The sequence below is a fragment of the Devosia sp. P3_B2 genome, from assembly GCF_056402875.1.
Genome location: NZ_JBFUGO010000008.1, coordinates 55,181 through 70,222, shown reverse-complemented (window position 1 = coordinate 70,222; position 15,042 = coordinate 55,181). Strand labels below are relative to the sequence as shown.

Sequence of the window (15,042 nt, the reverse complement as noted above, 5' to 3'; positions counted from 1 at the left end):
ACCTTCTCCCACAAGGGGAGAAGGCGATCGCCTCACTAAGGTGCTAACCGACCTTCTTGGCCAGGCGCTCCGCTTTCTGGAACTTCTTCAGCACGCGGTCGCGCTTCAGGCGGCTGAGGTAGTCGATGTAGAGCACGCCATCGAGGTGATCGAGCTCGTGCTGCACGCAGACCGCGAGGCGGTCCTTGGCGTCGAGTTCAACTTCCTTGCCGTCGAGATCGGTGTAACGGACGGTGACTTCGGCCGGGCGCTCGACGTCGTAGTAGAGCTCGGGGATGGAGAGGCAGCCCTCCTCCGTCGTCACGGTCTCGTCCGAGTATTTGAGGATCTCGGGGTTGATCATGACCAGCGGCGCCGGCGTCTCGTCTTCCTTGGCGAGGTCCATCACCACGATGCGCTTCAGCTCGCCGATCTGCGGCGCGGCGAGGCCGATGCCCGGCGCGTCGTACATGGTGTCGAGCATGTCCTTGGCGAGCTGCTTGATGCCATCGTCGATCTTCTCGATCGGCTCTGCAATAGCGCGCAGGCGCTCGTCGGGCAGGATCAGGATGGGGCGCTTGGCCATGAACGTTCAGTCCTTCATCGGGGGTTGCCGCTGAATATGGTATTTCCCGGGCGCCGGTCAACGGCCAGCCGGTTTACGCTTCGTCAACGATAATTGGGGCGAACGTGAACAATGCGGGAACAACTCGGTCGAATCGTGTAGGCTGCCGCGATGGATCGTGTGCTCTTCGTCATCGCCGACTATCCCGTCACGCTCGAGATCGCCGCGTTTGCGGCGGCAGGACTGTTCGCGGCGCTATTGATCGCCCTCCTGGTGGTGATGGTGCGGCAGTCGCGCATCCGCACCGAGGAAGCGCAGCAGCGGGCCGATGAGGCGGCCGCGGCGCAGCTCAAGGCGCAGGAGACCGAGCGTTATATCGCCGACATGCTGCGGGTACAGTCGGAGATGACCGGCCGGATGCAGACGATGAGCGAGATCTTCGGCTCGCGCACCTCCGACCTCGCCCGCCTCGTCAATGATCGACTCGACAGCCAGGGCCAGCGCATCGGCGCGGCAATGCAGGAAGGCAACGCGAAGACCAACGAGAGCCTTGCAAAGCTCCAGGAGCGGCTGGCGGTGATCGACCGGGCGCAATCCAACATCACGCAGCTCAGCCAGAACGTGGTGTCGCTGCAGTCGATCCTCGCCAACAAGCAGACGCGCGGGGCGTTCGGCCAGGGCCGGATGGAAGCGATCATCGGGGATGGGCTGGCCCAGAATGCATATGCGTTCCAGGCGACGCTCTCGAACGGCAGCCGGCCGGACGCACTGGTCTACATGCCCAACGGCGCGCCCTCGCTGGTGATCGACGCCAAGTTTCCGCTCGAGAGCTGGCAGGGTTTTTCGGGCGCCGGTGAAGGCGAGGACCCGCGGTTTGCGGCCAGCCGCTTCCGCAACGACATGGGCGTCCACATCAAGGCGATCTCGGAGAAGTACCTGATTGCCGGGGAGACTGCCGATACGGCCTTCCTGTTCGTGCCGTCGGAATCGATCTTCGCGGACCTGCACGAACATTTCGAGGATGTGGTGCAGCGCGCGCTCAAGGCCCGCATCGTCATCGTCTCGCCGTCGATCCTGATGCTGTCGATTCAGGTGGTGCAGGCGTTGCTGCGCGACGTGAAGATGCGCGAAGAGGCGTATCGCATCCAGACCGAGGTGCGGGCGCTGCTCACCGATGTCGGCCGGCTGGACGAGCGGGTGCGGAAGCTGCAGACGCATTTCACCCAGGCCGCCGGGGATATCGGCGACATCGTCACGTCGTCGTCGAAGATCGTGAAGCGCGGCGAGCGCATCGAGGCGATGGAGTTCGACGAGGCGCGGCCGGAGCAGCGTCTCGCTGGAGAGTAGTGAATCACTCGGGCAGGCGGGGGACGACCCCCAGCCGGCCCTGATGCTGAAAGACTAGCTGGCGAGCACGTGCATCGGCGCCGGCAGGATGCTGTCGAGCAGCTTGGTGCGCCCCTCGGTGACGGCTGCAAAGGTGCGGATGTCCTCGGGTCGGCTCAAGAGGTAGCCCTGCGCGGTCTGGCAGACCTCGCCCTTGAGGAACGCCAGTTCCTCCGCCCGCTCTACGCCTTCAGCGACCACCGGCACGTTGAGCCCGCTGCCCAGCCCCAGCACGGCGCGCACGATGGCGGCCGACTGGTGGTTGTTGTCGACCGAGCGGATGAACGACTGGTCGACCTTGATCTTCGAAAACGGGAAGGCGCGGAGATTGGCCAGCGACGAGTAGCCGGTGCCGAAATCGTCCATGGCGATGCGGACGCCCAGCGCCCGGATCTGCCGGAGCGTCGTCACCGCCCGCATCATATCGCGGATCAGCGCCGTCTCGGTGATCTCGACCTCGAGCCGCGAGGGCGAGAGCCCGGTCTGGATCAGCACCTCGTGCACGGTCTGCGCGAAGCTGGCCGAATGCACCTGCACCGCCGAGACATTCACCGCGATCGACAGCGGCGACTTCCAGCGCGCAGCCTCGTTGCAGGCGGTGCGGAGCACCCACTCACCGATTTGCAGGATCAAACCGCTCTCCTCGGCGACGGGAACGAACACCGACGGCGGTATCTCGCCGCGTTCGGGGTGCTGCCAGCGCACCAGCGCCTCGAAGCCGGTGACTTCGCCGGACTGGATATCGACCTGCGGCTGATAGACGAGGCGCAGCTGGTTGCGCGACACGGCGTGGCGCAGGTCGTGCTCCAGCAGCCGGCGATCGCGCACTTCGGCGCCCATGGCATTTTCGAAGAAGCGGTAGATACCGCGACCGTCCTGCTTGGCGCGATAGAGCGCGGTGTCGGCGTGCGTCATCAGCTGTTCGGCGGTGTCGGCATTGTCGGGGAACAGTGCGATGCCGACCGAGGCCGAAATCAGTGCCCCGCTCGACGACTGATCGTTGGTCCGGCGGAACGCATCGAGCATCTGCTCGGCGATGCGGCCGGCGCGGGCCGGCGTGCCGATATCGCCCAACAGCACGGCAAACTCGTCGCCACCCAGCCGCGCCGCGTCGCCCTGGCCCTCGATGGCCCCGAGCAAGGCCTGGCCGACGCGCTGCAGCAGCGAGTCGCCTGCGGCGTGGCCGAAGAGGTCATTGACCTCCTTGAAGCGGTCGAGATCGAGGCACAGCACGGCAAACGTCTGGCCGTGCCTGCGGGCGTGGCTGATTTCGTCCTCGAGCTTGCGCGAGAAGCTCACGCGGTTGGGCAGCCCGGTCAGCGGGTCGTTGTGGGCGAGGAAGCGGATATGCTGCTCGGCCTGCTTGCGGGCCGACAGATCGCGGATGGCGATTGCCTGGTGCGGCTGGCCGGCGAAATCGACCTGCCGCAGGATCACCTCGGCGGGCACGACTCCGAAGCCGGTCTTGAGATCGGTCTCGATGGCGATATTGGGGCGCTCAAGCAGCATGGAGCAGACGGCGGAGCCGAGGAACTCCGACAGTTGCCGGCCGCTCACATCGACCTGCGGCAGGTCGACCAGGGCCAGGAAACTCTGGTTGGCGGTGACGATCTCGCCATCGCGGGCCACCAGCAGGCCCTCCACCGCGGCGTCGGCAAGGCCACGCATGCGATCGCTTTCGGCAGCCGTGCGGCGGCGATCGAGCAGGTCGAGATAGGTGCCGCCGAGGGCGAACAGCAGGATCATCACCGAGACCACCGCGACCACCAGCGAGAGCCATTGCGGCGTCTGGTCGGCGGCGGAAACCACGGGGAAGCAGTTCTCTAGGCCCGCGGCGCCCATGGCGGTGAAGTGCATGGCGCAGATTGCCACCGTCATCAACCCGGTCGAGCCGAGCCGCCAGCGCAGCGTGTCGCGCTCGGTGCCGACCCACAACGAGGCCGCGCCCAGGCTCATGCCGAGGAGCAGCGAAGTGGTGACCAGCGTCGGATCCCAGACGATGTGGCCGCCCAGCAGCACGGACGCCATGCCGACATAGTGCATGCCGGCGATGCCGATGCCGACGATGGCGCCACCAAGTATGGTGTCGGAGCGGCGGGTGCCGATGGTTGCGAACCACAGGCCACCACCGACGATGGTGATGGCGCAGAGCAGCGAAACCAATGTCAGCGGCAGGTCGTAGCCCACCGGCATGCCGGCCGAGAACGACAGCATGGCGACGAAGTGCGTCGCCCAGACGCCGAAGCCCACCGATACGGCGGCAACGGCAAGCCATGCCTTCTGCATCGGGCCGACGGTGCGCCGGGCATGATTGAGCAGCGTGATACCGGCAAAAGCGGAGAGAGCACATACGAGTGCCGCCAGGGCCACCAGGCGGAGGTCGTGATGCTCGAAAAGCGTAGACAATATGATCTGCAAGATGGCGCGTCCTTCTGGAGGCAGTGCCACTGCTTTCGGCCCGCGGTGGTGAAGAGAGTATTGCCTCGCTTGATACGACTTGTGCTTAACCGCCTGCCCTCTCGATACGGCGTAAATGGAGGCTTAAGATGTTCGGCTGAACCCGCCAGTGGGTGCGTGCGTTAAGGTCCAAAGGGAGTATGACCGATGAGCGCTAACAACCACTTCCGCGGCCTGATCGCGGAGGACACACCAGCCGGCAATGACGGCGATACCCCAGGATTCGCCCAGCCGGTGAGCCAGGCCGAGCTCGAGGAACTGCTCTATGGCGACGATTGGCCCGCGGTCGAACGGCTGGCGCGGCTGAGATCGATCCGGGCCGAACTCGCCGATCTTGAAGCCCCCGATTTCGGCGACGACGACCCGCGCAGCATGATCGGCGCCATCGACGAGGCGATCGCCCAGCTCAGCAGCCTCGATGGGGAGGGCATGGACCCTACCTCGATCGATCACGACGCGACGGCGCATCGCGAGACCCTGTCACCCGATTCAGACGAACTCGACGCGATCGAGGCGGCCGACAAGGCGTCATTCTCGGAAGACGAGGAGGGGCCGATCGACAAGAACGAGTGGATCGACGGCGACGGACTGGATGCCGACAAGAAGCACTAGAGCGCAGTACGCGCCTTCAGCGCCTGGCTGAGCGTGCCCTCATCGAGATAATCGAGCTCGCCACCCACCGGCACGCCATGGGCCAGCCGGGTGATCTTCACGCCACTGGGGGCGAGGCGGTCGGTGATATAGTGCGCGGTGGTCTGGCCCTCGACCGTGGCATTCACCGCCAGGACGATTTCATTGAATTCGGGGGCACGGCGAAGCAGCGCATCGATCGAGAGGTCATCGGGGCCCACGCCGTCGAGCGGCGAGAGCACGCCGCCCAGCACATGGTATTTCACCTGCCCTACCCCGGCGCGCTCCAGCGCCCAGAGGTCAGCGACGTCCTCGACGACGATCAGCAGCCCGCTGTCGCGGCGCGGATCGGCACAGATGTGGCAGGGCGAGCGGGTATCGACGTTGCCGCAGGTCTCGCAGACCGTCACCGCCTGGACGGCGCGATCAAGCGCCGCCGACAGCGGGATCATCAGCTGTTCCTTCTTCTTGATCAGCTGCAGCACGGCACGCCGGGCCGAGCGCGGCCCAAGCCCCGGCAGCCGCGCCAGCAGCAGGATCAGCTGTTCGATTTCGGGTCCGCCGTTAGCCAAAGCGTCCTCTAGAACGGGAACTTCATGCCCGGAGGCAGCGGCAGGCCCGCCGTCATCTCCTGCATCTTGGCGTTCATTTCGGTTTCGGCCTTGGACTTGGCGTCGTTGTGGGCGGCGAGGATCAGGTCCTCGAGCACAGAGACGTCGTCTTCCCTGAACAGGCTGGGGTCGATCTTCAGGCCGCGCATCTCGCCCTTGCCGGTGAGCGTCACGGTGACCAGACCGCCGCCGGAGCGGCCTTCGATGGTCATCTCGGCGACCTTGTTCTGGAACTCCTCCATCCGCCCCTTCATCTCCTGGGCGGCCTTCATCATTCCCATCAGGTCTTTCATTCGTCGTCTTCCTCATCGCTGTCGCGAACCACGTCCGCGTAGGCTTCGATCGGTACCTGTTCCTGCTTGACCGTCACCCGCACCGTGGCCCCGGGGAACGTCTCGAGGATGGCCTGCACCAACGGATCCTGGTGGGCCTCCTGGCGCACCGCTTCCTGCCGCTCCTCGCGCTGCTCGCGCATGGTCGGCACGTGCTGTGCGTCGGTCTTGAGCGTGATCATCCACTGCCGGTTGGTCCACAGCTTCAGCTTGGCGCTGAGGGTCTGGATGATGCCGGGGTCGGCATTGGGGACGAGCGCCACCTCTAGCCGCGCGTCGCCGATGGACACCGGGCGCAGCGAGGATTCTAGCGCGTGCTTGACGATCAGGTCGCGCTTCTCGCCTGCGAGCGCCACGAGGTCGGCGTAGGTGCGCGGATTGGCGAAGACCTGGGCTTGCGGGGTGGATTGCGGAATGGCCTGCTGCGGCGGCGCGGCTTCGAAGCGCGGCGCAACTTCCGGCTGATACTGCCGGGCGGCCGATGGCCCACCACCGCTGCCGCCATTGCCACGGGCCACCGGGGCAGTCTGCGGCTGGGTGGGAGCGGGCAGGTTGCCGAGCTTGGCGATCAGCTCGTCCGGCGTCGGCAGGTCGGAGGCATAGGCGAGGCGGACCAGCACCATTTCGGCGGCCTGCAGCGCGTTGCCGGCCTGCTGCACCTCGTCATAGCCCTTGAACAGGATCTGCCAGGTGCGCGACAGAGCGCGCATGCCGAGCTTTGTCGCCAGCTGCGCGCCGCGGGTGCGCTCGTCCGGGGTCAGCGATACGTCGTCGGCGGCTGCCGGAACGATCTTGATGCGGGTGACGAGGTGGGTGAAATCGCAGAGGTCGGCGACGATGGTCTGCGGGTCGGCGCCGGCATCGTAGAGCTCGCGCAGGTTACCCAGCGCATCGCCGATGCGGCCGGCCATCAGCGCCTCGAACAGATCGATGGTGCGGGCGCGGTCGCCCAGCCCGAGCATGGCCTTGACCGTCGCGGTGGTCACCTTGCCGTCGCCGTGGCTGATCGCCTGGTCGAGCAGAGACTGGTTGTCGCGCACCGAGCCTTCGCCGGCGCGGACGATCATCGCCAGCGCTTCGGGCTCGTAGTCGATCTTTTCGCGAGCGAGGAGGTCGATGAGGTGGGCGGTCATCGTCTCGGGCGGCACGCGGCGCAAATCGAAGCGCATGCAGCGGGAGAGGATGGTCACCGGGACCTTGCGGATCTCGGTGGTGGCGAAGATGAACTTCACATAGGGCGGCGGCTCTTCGAGCGTCTTCAGCAAGCCGTTGAAGGCCGCGGTCGAGAGCATGTGCACTTCGTCGATGATGTAGACCTTGTAGGGCGCCGAGACGGGCCCGTACTTCACCGAGTCGATGATCTCGCGGATATCGTTGATGCCGGTGTTCGAGGCGGCGTCCATCTCCACCACGTCGACATGGCGGCCCTCGATGATGGCGCGGTCGTGGATGCCTTCCTTCTCGAAATCCAGGGTTGGATGGCGGCCGGTCTCGTCCTCGTAGTTGAAGGCGCGGGCGAGGATGCGGGCAGTGGTGGTTTTGCCCACGCCGCGGACGCCGGTGAGGATGAAGGCGTGGTGGATGCGGCCCGACTTGAAGGCGTTCCGGAGGGTCTGGACCATGGCGTCCTGACCGATCAGCCCGGCAAAGCTTAGCGGCCGGTACTTTCGTGCCAGCACCAGATAGGGCGACTTCGCCGCGTTGGCGGCGGGCGCAGGGGGATCGTCGGGGAACATTCCGTCAGCCATGGCAGAGCATATAGCGAGCGCGGACGCGGATCGCAAAAGTTCATGCCATCAAAGCGCGGGGCCTGATCAGAAAGATGTGGGAAGTAGGAGGCTGGCAACGACCCGTGAAGGTCTCGTTGGGGCTGCTACCTTCCGGTCCTGACCCGGTTGGCGAGGAACACGTCCGCGCCAACCTCCCGATCCGCTATATGGCGCGACATTGCGGCGATGGCAAGATGCAACTCCCCGGTGCTCGGCGGCGTTAGTTGGGCGAGTTTGAGAGCTTGGAGGCGGCCATGATCGCCCGAGGTAGTAGTGACGAAGCCGAGGCCCGGCACCACATCGCGCTGTGGCAGGGGATGATCGGGCATTGGAACACCATTGCCGACGAGTATCGCGACGCGGCGCGCGGCAGGGCGCAGGCCAGCCCGCACCTGCTTCGCGAAGCCGATCGCACGCGCTGGCGCATCCGCGATGCGCTCGATCACTGCGAGCGGCTGATCGACAACCTGGCTCCCGGCCACGAGATGCGGCCCGACCTGTTCCAGATCGAAGGAGCGCTGGAAGCGCTGAGCGAGAGCATCGCGATCTCGGCCGAGCAGATGGGGCCGAGGATCGAGGCGAGCAAGAACATCGCTGGGCTGAAGTACCTGCTGAGCGAGTTGAAGCGGGATGCGGGGCTGGGGGCTTAGGCTTGGCCCTCGACTTGGCCCTGCCTCTCACCTACCCCACCGGTCGTCATCCCGGCGAAAGCCGGGACCCAGTACTCTGAGCGCTCCACTCGCTCGAGCCTCTCCGACCTTGCTGTGATGGACCGGATGGGTTCGCGCCTACCCGACCGTCCGAGCAGTGGGTCCCGGCTTTCGCCGGGATGACGGCCCGTGGGTTGGATGATCACGTGCAGGCAACCGTCCCACCCTGAACGCATCCCTCAGACCTTGTTAACAAACTGGGGCGCATTCTAATGACTTCACGAGCCCCAAGGAGGCTTGTCATGTTGAAGTCAGTCCGCGTTCCACACGAACTCATCGCGCTCAGCCAGATGCAGCGCGCCGCTACCCGCGAAATTGGTGCCCCGCTCTACCTGCCGGCGTTCCAGCACCAGATCCTCGAAGCCGAAGCCCGTCGCGAGGAAGACAAGTCCGACGATCTCGACTGGGGTGTCGAGGCTGGCGGCCTCACCATCGGCGCCGACGAGGACGACGACTTCTACTGAGCCGACAAGCTCGAGGCGAGCTTGCTAGGTCGCGGACGCGGCCTTGTAGACGCCCAGTACGTGGAAGTGGTCGGTGAAGAACCGCAGCTCCTCGAAGGCGAGCTGCACCGAGCGATCCGACGGATGTCCCTCGATATCGGCGTAGAACTGCGTGGCGGTGAACGAGCCGTCGAGCATGTAGCTTTCGAGCTTGGTCATGTTGACGCCGTTGGTGGCAAAGCCGCCCATCGCCTTGTAAAGCGCTGCCGGCACGTTGCGGACGCGGAACACGAAGGTGGTCTTCACCTTACCCGCTTCGGGCGCCGGCTCCTCGGCCTTTTTCGAAATCACCAGGAAACGCGTCGTGTTGTGAGCGGCATCCTCGATGTTCTGTGCCAGCACGTCGAGCCCATAAACCTCGGCAGCGAACAGCGAAGCGATGGCGCCCACCGACTTGTCGCCCCTTTCGGCGATTTCGCGCGCGGAACCGGCGGTATCGACGCCGTTGATGGTCTTCAGCTTGTGCTTGGCTATGAACTTCCGGCACTGGCCGAGCGCCACCGAGAGCGACTGCACGGACTTGATATCGGCAAGCTTGGCGCCGGGCACGCCGAGCAGGTTCATCTCGACGCGCAGGAAATGCTCGCCGGTAATGAACAGCCCGCTCTTGGGGAGCAGGTGGTAGATGTCGGTGATGCGGCCGTAGAGCGAGTTTTCCACCGGCACCACGCCGAAATCCGCGTCGCCGTTCTGCACGGCCGAGATGGTGTCCTCAAAAGTGGTGCAGGGCAGCGCTTCGTCACTCGGAAACAGCGCATGTGCCGCCGCGTGGCTGAAGGCGCCGGGCTCACCCTGGAACGCGATCTTTCTGGACATGTACTGGAACTCCCAAACGAAAGGCGCGCCTTAATGCGACCCGGTGCGAGCCAAGTCAATGTTGAGGAGAAGCCTCCTCTTTCCACTATTGTCGCAGTGCGCGTTACCCCGTTGCGCCATGGGGAGGGACAGACTATCTTCCGCCCGCGTCGGGACAGGGCTTGAAGCGCCGGGGTTGGCTAGCTATGGCCTATCGCTGTTCCGCCGTTCATCAAACCGGCGTCAAAGGCTAAAGATACCCCCGATGGATTCGTTCGAACTCAACAAGATCATTGGCGCCATTCTCGGCACCCTGCTGTTCGTCATGGGCGTAGGGTTCCTGGCCGAGGCCGTTTATCACCCGATCGAAGATCGCGGTCCGGGCCTCACGCTAGCCGAGGCGGAAGTCGCCGGCGAGCATGGTGGCGGCGCCGCCGAGCCGGCAGCTCCGGAAGTGCCGCTCGGCACGCTGCTGGCCAGCGCGGATGCCGCCGCGGGCCAGGCGTCCACGAAGAAGTGCGCCAGCTGCCACAACTTCGGCGAAGGCGAATCTAACAAGACCGGCCCGCTGCTCTACGGTGTCGTCGGTCGCCCGATCGGCAGCCACGAGGGCTTTGCCTATTCGGCCGGTATGGAAGAGCACAAGGCCAAGGGCGACGTGTGGTCGTACGAGAACCTCAACGCCTTCATCACCTCGCCAAAGACCTTCACGCCCGGCACGAAGATGAGCTTCGCCGGCGTCAAGGATCCGGCCGAGCGCGCCAACATCCTCGCCTACCTGCAGACGTTGTCGCCGTCGCCCGTGCCGTTCCCGGTCGCCGAAGCCGCTCCGGCTGCGGCTCCGGCCGATGCCGCCGCTGCTCCCGCCGCGGAAGCTGCTCCTGCCGATGCCGCTGCTGCGCCGGCCGCAGAAGCTGCACCGGCCGCTGAGGCTCCGGCTGCGACGACCGAACCGGCAGCGCCGGCCGCTCAGTGAGCCTGGCTCACGGCAACTGATTTACCGAGCCGCGCCCCTGGTGCGGCTCGTTTGTTTTGGGGAGACCACCGATGACCTTGCTGCTGCACCTCGCCGATTTCAACGAGCGGCGCTGGGCCGATGGCTTCGCCGCCGCCCTGCCCGGCCGCAAGGTGGTGACCCGGGCCGACAGCTATGACCCCGATGAGATCGAGTACATCTTCATTTGGAAGCCGAAGCCTGATGCGTTCGAAGGGCTGCACAAGCTCAAGGCCATCCTGTCGCTGGGCGCCGGCGTCGATGCGCTGCTACGCAATCCGTCGCGGCCCAAGGACGTGCCGATCGCTCGGTTCATGGACGAAGACCTGACGCAGCGGATGAGCGACTATGTCGTCTCGCAGGTGACGATGCACCAGCGGCTGTTCACCCGGTTCAAGCGCGACCAGGCGGCCCGGCAGTGGCGCCAGCTCTACCCGGCGCCGGCGTGGGACGCGACAGTCGGCATCATGGGACTGGGGCAGCTCGGGCTCGACGCGATCCGGCACCTCAAGGTGTTCGGCTACAAGCTGCGCGGCTGGAGCCGTTCACCCAAACATGTCGAGGGCGTCGAGGCGTTCTCCGGGCCGGAGCAGTTCGAGGCGTTCCTCTCGGGCACCGATATTCTCGTCAACCTCTTGCCGCTGACGGCCGAGACGCAGGGCATCCTCAACTATGAGACGTTCTCGAAGCTGAAGCGCGGCGGCATCGACAACGAGGGGCCGGTGGTGATCAACGCGGCGCGCGGCGGGCACCAGAGGGAAGCCGATATCGTCAGGGCGCTCAACGATGGCACGCTGAAGGCGGCGAGCCTCGACGTGTTCGAGGTGGAACCACTGCCGCAGGACAGCCCGCTCTGGGGCATGGACAATGTCTATATCACCCCACACATCGCCGCTGCCTCGAGCGAGCGGACGGGCGTTGCGTATTTCTCCAAGGTGATCCGGGATCACGAGGCGGGGTTGCCGCTGCCGAACGTGATCGACTTCAGCCGCGGCTACTAGAGCTTCAGCTCCCAATACTCGCCCACGAGGTCCTTGCCGAAACTGTGGTGGGGCTTGCTCTCGGTGAGGGTGAAGCCAGCGGCAGTGTAGAGCTTGCGGGCCGCAGCGAGGTTCGACTGGGTCCAGAGCCGGATTTTCGAATAGCGCTTGTCGCGGGCGAAGCGGACCACCTGGTCGACCAGCAGCTTGCCGACGCCGAGGCCGCGGGCTTCGGGTTCGACATAGAGCAGGCGCAGTTGAGCCACGCCCTGCCCGGCATCGACGACGAACACCGAGCCGATGACCCTGCCATCGCGCTCGGCGATCCAGCAGCCTTCGGTCGTCGGATCGAAGTCCTGCAGGAACTTGCCGCCGATCTCCGCCGCCAGCGCCTCGTAGCTGCCGTCCCAACCGAACTCCTCGGCATAGAGACGCGACTGGCGGGCGACGACGTGGGCGACGTCGCCGATATGGTGGGGCCTGAGGACGATCGAGGCAGCGCCGTCCTCCTGATCGAGAATGCGAACGATGGTCTGCATGGCGGAGACCAGTTCCTGCCGCTCGGCCTCCGACAGCGGCGCGACCAAGTCAGCGATGGCGCGATCGGCGGCGGCTTCGACATCGGCCGCGGCCTGGTCGCCTTCGGCAGTGAGCGCGAGTTCACTGCGACGCCGGTCGCGGGTGCCGGGTGAACTGGCGATCAGCCCGGCGGCCACGAACTTGTAGACCATGCGGCTCATGTAGGCCGGATCGACGCCCATGGCCCGGGCCAGCGTGGCGCTGTTCGAATGGCCCGCCGCGTCGAGTTCGTAGAGCAACCGGCTCTCGGCCGGGCTGTAGTCGGTCTTCGAGTAGTGCTCGTCGAACAGCCCCAGCCAGCGCGCAAAGGCGCGGTTGAAGCGGCGAATCTCGGCGATCTGCGTCTCATCCATGATGGATGAGATTGGCGCCGATATCGTTGATCTTGTCAACTATACCGTTGTTTCAGGTAACCGTACACGGCGCGGATGCCCTGGTCGGTGCCGCCGAACGGGCGACCGGGCCTGGCTTCCGGCGCCCAGCCGTAGATGTCGAGATGCGCCCAGGCCTTGGCCTGTCTGACGAAGCGCTTGAGGAACAGCGCCGCGGTGATCGAGCCGGCGAAGGCGCTGGCACCGGCATTGTTTACGTCGGCGATCTTGGAGCTGATCATCGCATCGTAGGCGGCCCAGAGCGGCATCTGCCACAGCGGGTCGTCGGACATGGCACCGGCGGCGATGATGTCGCGGGCAAGCGCGTCGTCGGTGGCATAGAGCGGCGGCAGGTCGGGGCCGAGGGCGCTGCGGGCAGCGCCGGTGAGGGTCGCCATGTCGACGATCAGATCGGGTGTCTCCTCGTCGGCGAGCGCCAGGGCGTCGCCGAGAATGAGCCGGCCCTCGGCGTCGGTGTTGCCGATCTCGACGGTGGAGCCGTTGCGGGCGCGCAGCACGTCGCCGGGCCGGAAAGCCGGACCGGAGATGGCGTTCTCGACGATCGGGATCAGCACGCGCAGCCGAACGCGGAGCCCGGCGTCGATGATGGCGTGGGCGAGGCCCAGCACGTTGGCTGCGCCGCCCATGTCCTTCTTCATCAGCAGCATGCCGGCCGATGGCTTGATGTCGAGCCCGCCGGTATCGAAGGTGACACCCTTCCCCACCAGCGTGATCCTGGGGTCCTTGGCCTTGCCCCAGTTGAACTCGACCAGCCGTGGCGCCTCGGCGGCGGCGCGGCCGACGGCGTGGATCATCGGAAAGTTCTGCTTCAGCAGATCGTCGCCGGCGATCACCTTGATGTCGAGCTTGTGCCGCTTGCAGAAGGCGCGGATTTCCTTCTCGAACGCGTCGGGGCCGAGATCATTGGCCGGCGTGTTGATCAGGTCGCGCGCCAGATAAGCCGCATCCGCCAGCCGTGCCACCTCGGCCGCATCGGCGCCCTCGACGGCATCGAGCGACACGGGGTCGCGAGCCTTGCGGTAGCGGTCGAAGCGATAGGCGCCGAGGCGAAACGCCAGGGCAGCGAGGGTGGGATCGCCGAAGCTGCCGGCGAGCCGGTAATGGCCGGGCTCGAGCGCCGCCGCCGCCAGCCCCAGGGTCAGCGCCGGGCGGCCCGTGGCTTCACCGAGGCCGAAGAGATGGCCGGCAAGCGCGCCGTCACTGCCCGGAAGCGCCAGCAGGCGGCCGCGCTGGCCAGTGAAGCCATTGGCCTTGGCCCATTTGGCCTCGGCGGGCGTCAGGCTCGGGGGGAGCGCGCCCTGCTCCACGGCAATGAGCGGCAGCGACTTCGACTTGGCCATTGGGCAATCCGTTGCAAGAGGCGGGACAGGGTGGATTTACGCCCCGCCAAAGAGCGCGGCAACGGTCCGAAAGCGTACCTTAACCCCGTATTAGGGTTAATCAATTATTGCTGCTCTGGGGCTCGGGAACTGCAAATCGCATGGCCCAGAGGAAGTGTTTCGTGTTGTTGCGTCTTGTCCGGACTGATCTGAAACCGTTGCGCGCCCTGCTCCTCGTGAGCGTGGCAGCCCTGGCGCTCTCCGCCTGCGCCACCAACCCCATGACCACCGGCAGCATCGGCGACGCCGATTTCACCGGCCAACCGATGGACCAGAAGCAGGCCGCGCTGGCGCAGCTCGCCGCGCATTACAAGAAATCGCCCAACGACAAGGCGACGATCGTCTATTACGCAGCCGCCTTGCGCGCCAACGGCCAGAACGACCAGGCCGTTGCGGTGCTCGAGACCGGCGTCGCCCGCTTCAAGGACGATCCGGATGTCCTGATCGGATATGGCAAGGCCCTATCGGCGGCCGGCCGGTTCGACCAAGCGCTGAACGTCATCGACCGGGCGATCAACCCGACCTCGCCGGATTGGAATGCGCTGATGGTCAAGGGCGCGATCCTCGACCAGAGCGGGCGCAACAACGAAGCGCGGGTGGCCTATGGGCAGGCGCTGAAGATCGCTCCCGACCAGGCGTCGCTGCATGCCAATCTCGGGCTCTCCTATGCCATGACCAACGAGCTCGACAAGGCCGAGTCGGAACTGCGGATGGCGGTGAAGATGCGCGGCGCCAACAGCCAGGTGCGACAGAACCTGGCGCTGGTGGTCGGGCTGCAGGGGCGGTTCGACGAGAGCCGTGCGCTGTTCTCGACGGAACTCCCCGCCGATCAGGTCGAGGCCAATATGGAGTACATCCGGGCCCTGCTGACGCAGCAGAACCGCTGGGACCTGATCAAGGGCGCCGGCTGACGCCACGCCCGCTATCGTCGGAGATGACAAGGGCGCCGCTGGGGCGCCCTTTGTCATTGTGGCTGCCGAC

15 protein-coding genes and 1 other RNA gene are annotated in these 15,042 nt (G+C 65.8%); 7 read left to right on the top strand and 9 right to left on the bottom strand.

The window, feature by feature from the left end; genetic code table 11:
• Window positions 1–43: 43 nt before the first annotated feature.
• Complete coding sequence (gene def / locus AC1DV8_RS13120) at window positions 44–565, bottom strand: peptide deformylase (protein WP_477150750.1); 522 nt, start codon at window positions 563–565, stop codon at window positions 44–46.
• Window positions 566–715: 150 nt separating this feature from the next.
• Between def and AC1DV8_RS13115 the strand changes: the two genes are divergently transcribed.
• Window positions 716–1,891 carry a DNA recombination protein RmuC gene (locus tag AC1DV8_RS13115; RefSeq protein WP_477157746.1) on the top strand — a complete coding sequence of 392 codons (1,176 nt, stop codon included), beginning with the start codon at window positions 716–718 and terminating at the stop codon, window positions 1,889–1,891.
• A gap of 54 nt (window positions 1,892–1,945) precedes the next feature.
• Here AC1DV8_RS13115 and AC1DV8_RS13110 read toward each other — a convergent pair whose 3' ends face one another.
• A complete protein-coding gene (locus AC1DV8_RS13110; RefSeq protein ID WP_477150752.1) occupies window positions 1,946–4,336 on the bottom strand; it encodes a bifunctional diguanylate cyclase/phosphodiesterase in 2,391 nt (796 codons plus the stop codon).
• A gap of 198 nt (window positions 4,337–4,534) precedes the next feature.
• Here AC1DV8_RS13110 and AC1DV8_RS13105 point away from each other — a divergent pair, with 198 nt between their 5' ends.
• Window positions 4,535–4,999, top strand: a complete 465-nt coding sequence (locus AC1DV8_RS13105) for a hypothetical protein (protein WP_477157745.1) — start codon at window positions 4,535–4,537, stop codon at window positions 4,997–4,999.
• On the opposite strand, the gene recR is transcribed toward AC1DV8_RS13105, so the two are convergent.
• The 4 genes from recR to ffs all read right to left on the bottom strand — a co-directional run bounded on the left by recR (window position 4,996) and on the right by ffs (window position 7,886).
• Entirely contained in the window at window positions 4,996–5,589 is a 594-nt protein-coding gene (gene recR / locus AC1DV8_RS13100) for a recombination mediator RecR (protein WP_477150754.1), read from the bottom strand. The two genes, AC1DV8_RS13105 and recR, sit on opposite strands and share 4 nt — an antisense overlap.
• A gap of 8 nt (window positions 5,590–5,597) precedes the next feature.
• The gene (locus AC1DV8_RS13095; protein WP_477150755.1) at window positions 5,598–5,921 is read right to left on the bottom strand and encodes a YbaB/EbfC family nucleoid-associated protein; all 324 of its coding nucleotides are present in this window, start codon (window positions 5,919–5,921) and stop codon (window positions 5,598–5,600) included.
• Window positions 5,918–7,708 (bottom strand): DNA polymerase III subunit gamma/tau, encoded by a 1,791-nt coding sequence (locus AC1DV8_RS13090; RefSeq protein ID WP_477157744.1) that lies wholly within the window; start codon window positions 7,706–7,708, stop codon window positions 5,918–5,920. The genes AC1DV8_RS13095 and AC1DV8_RS13090 overlap by 4 nt, the downstream gene beginning before the upstream one ends.
• A gap of 82 nt (window positions 7,709–7,790) precedes the next feature.
• Window positions 7,791–7,886: signal recognition particle sRNA small type (gene ffs, locus AC1DV8_RS13085), an RNA gene on the bottom strand.
• A gap of 97 nt (window positions 7,887–7,983) precedes the next feature.
• Between ffs and AC1DV8_RS13080 the strand changes: the two genes are divergently transcribed.
• Window positions 7,984–8,379: a hypothetical protein gene (locus AC1DV8_RS13080; RefSeq protein ID WP_477150757.1), complete on the top strand. Its 396-nt coding sequence runs from the start codon at window positions 7,984–7,986 to the stop codon at window positions 8,377–8,379.
• Between the two features lie 302 nt (window positions 8,380–8,681).
• A complete protein-coding gene (locus AC1DV8_RS13075) occupies window positions 8,682–8,903 on the top strand; it encodes a hypothetical protein (RefSeq protein ID WP_477150758.1) in 222 nt (73 codons plus the stop codon).
• 24 nt (window positions 8,904–8,927) lie between these two features.
• On the opposite strand, the gene AC1DV8_RS13070 is transcribed toward AC1DV8_RS13075, so the two are convergent.
• On the bottom strand, window positions 8,928–9,758 hold the full coding sequence (locus AC1DV8_RS13070; protein ID WP_477157743.1) for a prephenate dehydratase: 831 nt from the start codon (window positions 9,756–9,758) through the stop codon (window positions 8,928–8,930).
• 244 nt (window positions 9,759–10,002) lie between these two features.
• Between AC1DV8_RS13070 and AC1DV8_RS13065 the strand changes: the two genes are divergently transcribed.
• Window positions 10,003–10,713 carry a c-type cytochrome gene (locus AC1DV8_RS13065; protein WP_477150760.1) on the top strand — a complete coding sequence of 237 codons (711 nt, stop codon included), beginning with the start codon at window positions 10,003–10,005 and terminating at the stop codon, window positions 10,711–10,713.
• A gap of 71 nt (window positions 10,714–10,784) precedes the next feature.
• The gene (locus tag AC1DV8_RS13060; protein ID WP_477157742.1) at window positions 10,785–11,732 is read left to right on the top strand and encodes a 2-hydroxyacid dehydrogenase; all 948 of its coding nucleotides are present in this window, start codon (window positions 10,785–10,787) and stop codon (window positions 11,730–11,732) included.
• Here AC1DV8_RS13060 and AC1DV8_RS13055 read toward each other — a convergent pair.
• The gene (locus tag AC1DV8_RS13055; RefSeq protein ID WP_477150762.1) at window positions 11,729–12,643 is read right to left on the bottom strand and encodes a GNAT family N-acetyltransferase; all 915 of its coding nucleotides are present in this window, start codon (window positions 12,641–12,643) and stop codon (window positions 11,729–11,731) included. The two genes, AC1DV8_RS13060 and AC1DV8_RS13055, sit on opposite strands and share 4 nt — an antisense overlap.
• Before the next feature lie 35 nt (window positions 12,644–12,678).
• Window positions 12,679–14,022: a leucyl aminopeptidase family protein gene (locus AC1DV8_RS13050; RefSeq protein ID WP_477157741.1), complete on the bottom strand. Its 1,344-nt coding sequence runs from the start codon at window positions 14,020–14,022 to the stop codon at window positions 12,679–12,681.
• 197 nt (window positions 14,023–14,219) lie between these two features.
• Here AC1DV8_RS13050 and AC1DV8_RS13045 point away from each other — a divergent pair, with 197 nt between their 5' ends.
• Window positions 14,220–14,972, top strand: coding sequence for a tetratricopeptide repeat protein (locus AC1DV8_RS13045; RefSeq protein ID WP_477157740.1), 753 nt, complete (start codon window positions 14,220–14,222; stop codon window positions 14,970–14,972).
• Window positions 14,973–15,042 lie beyond the last annotated feature (70 nt).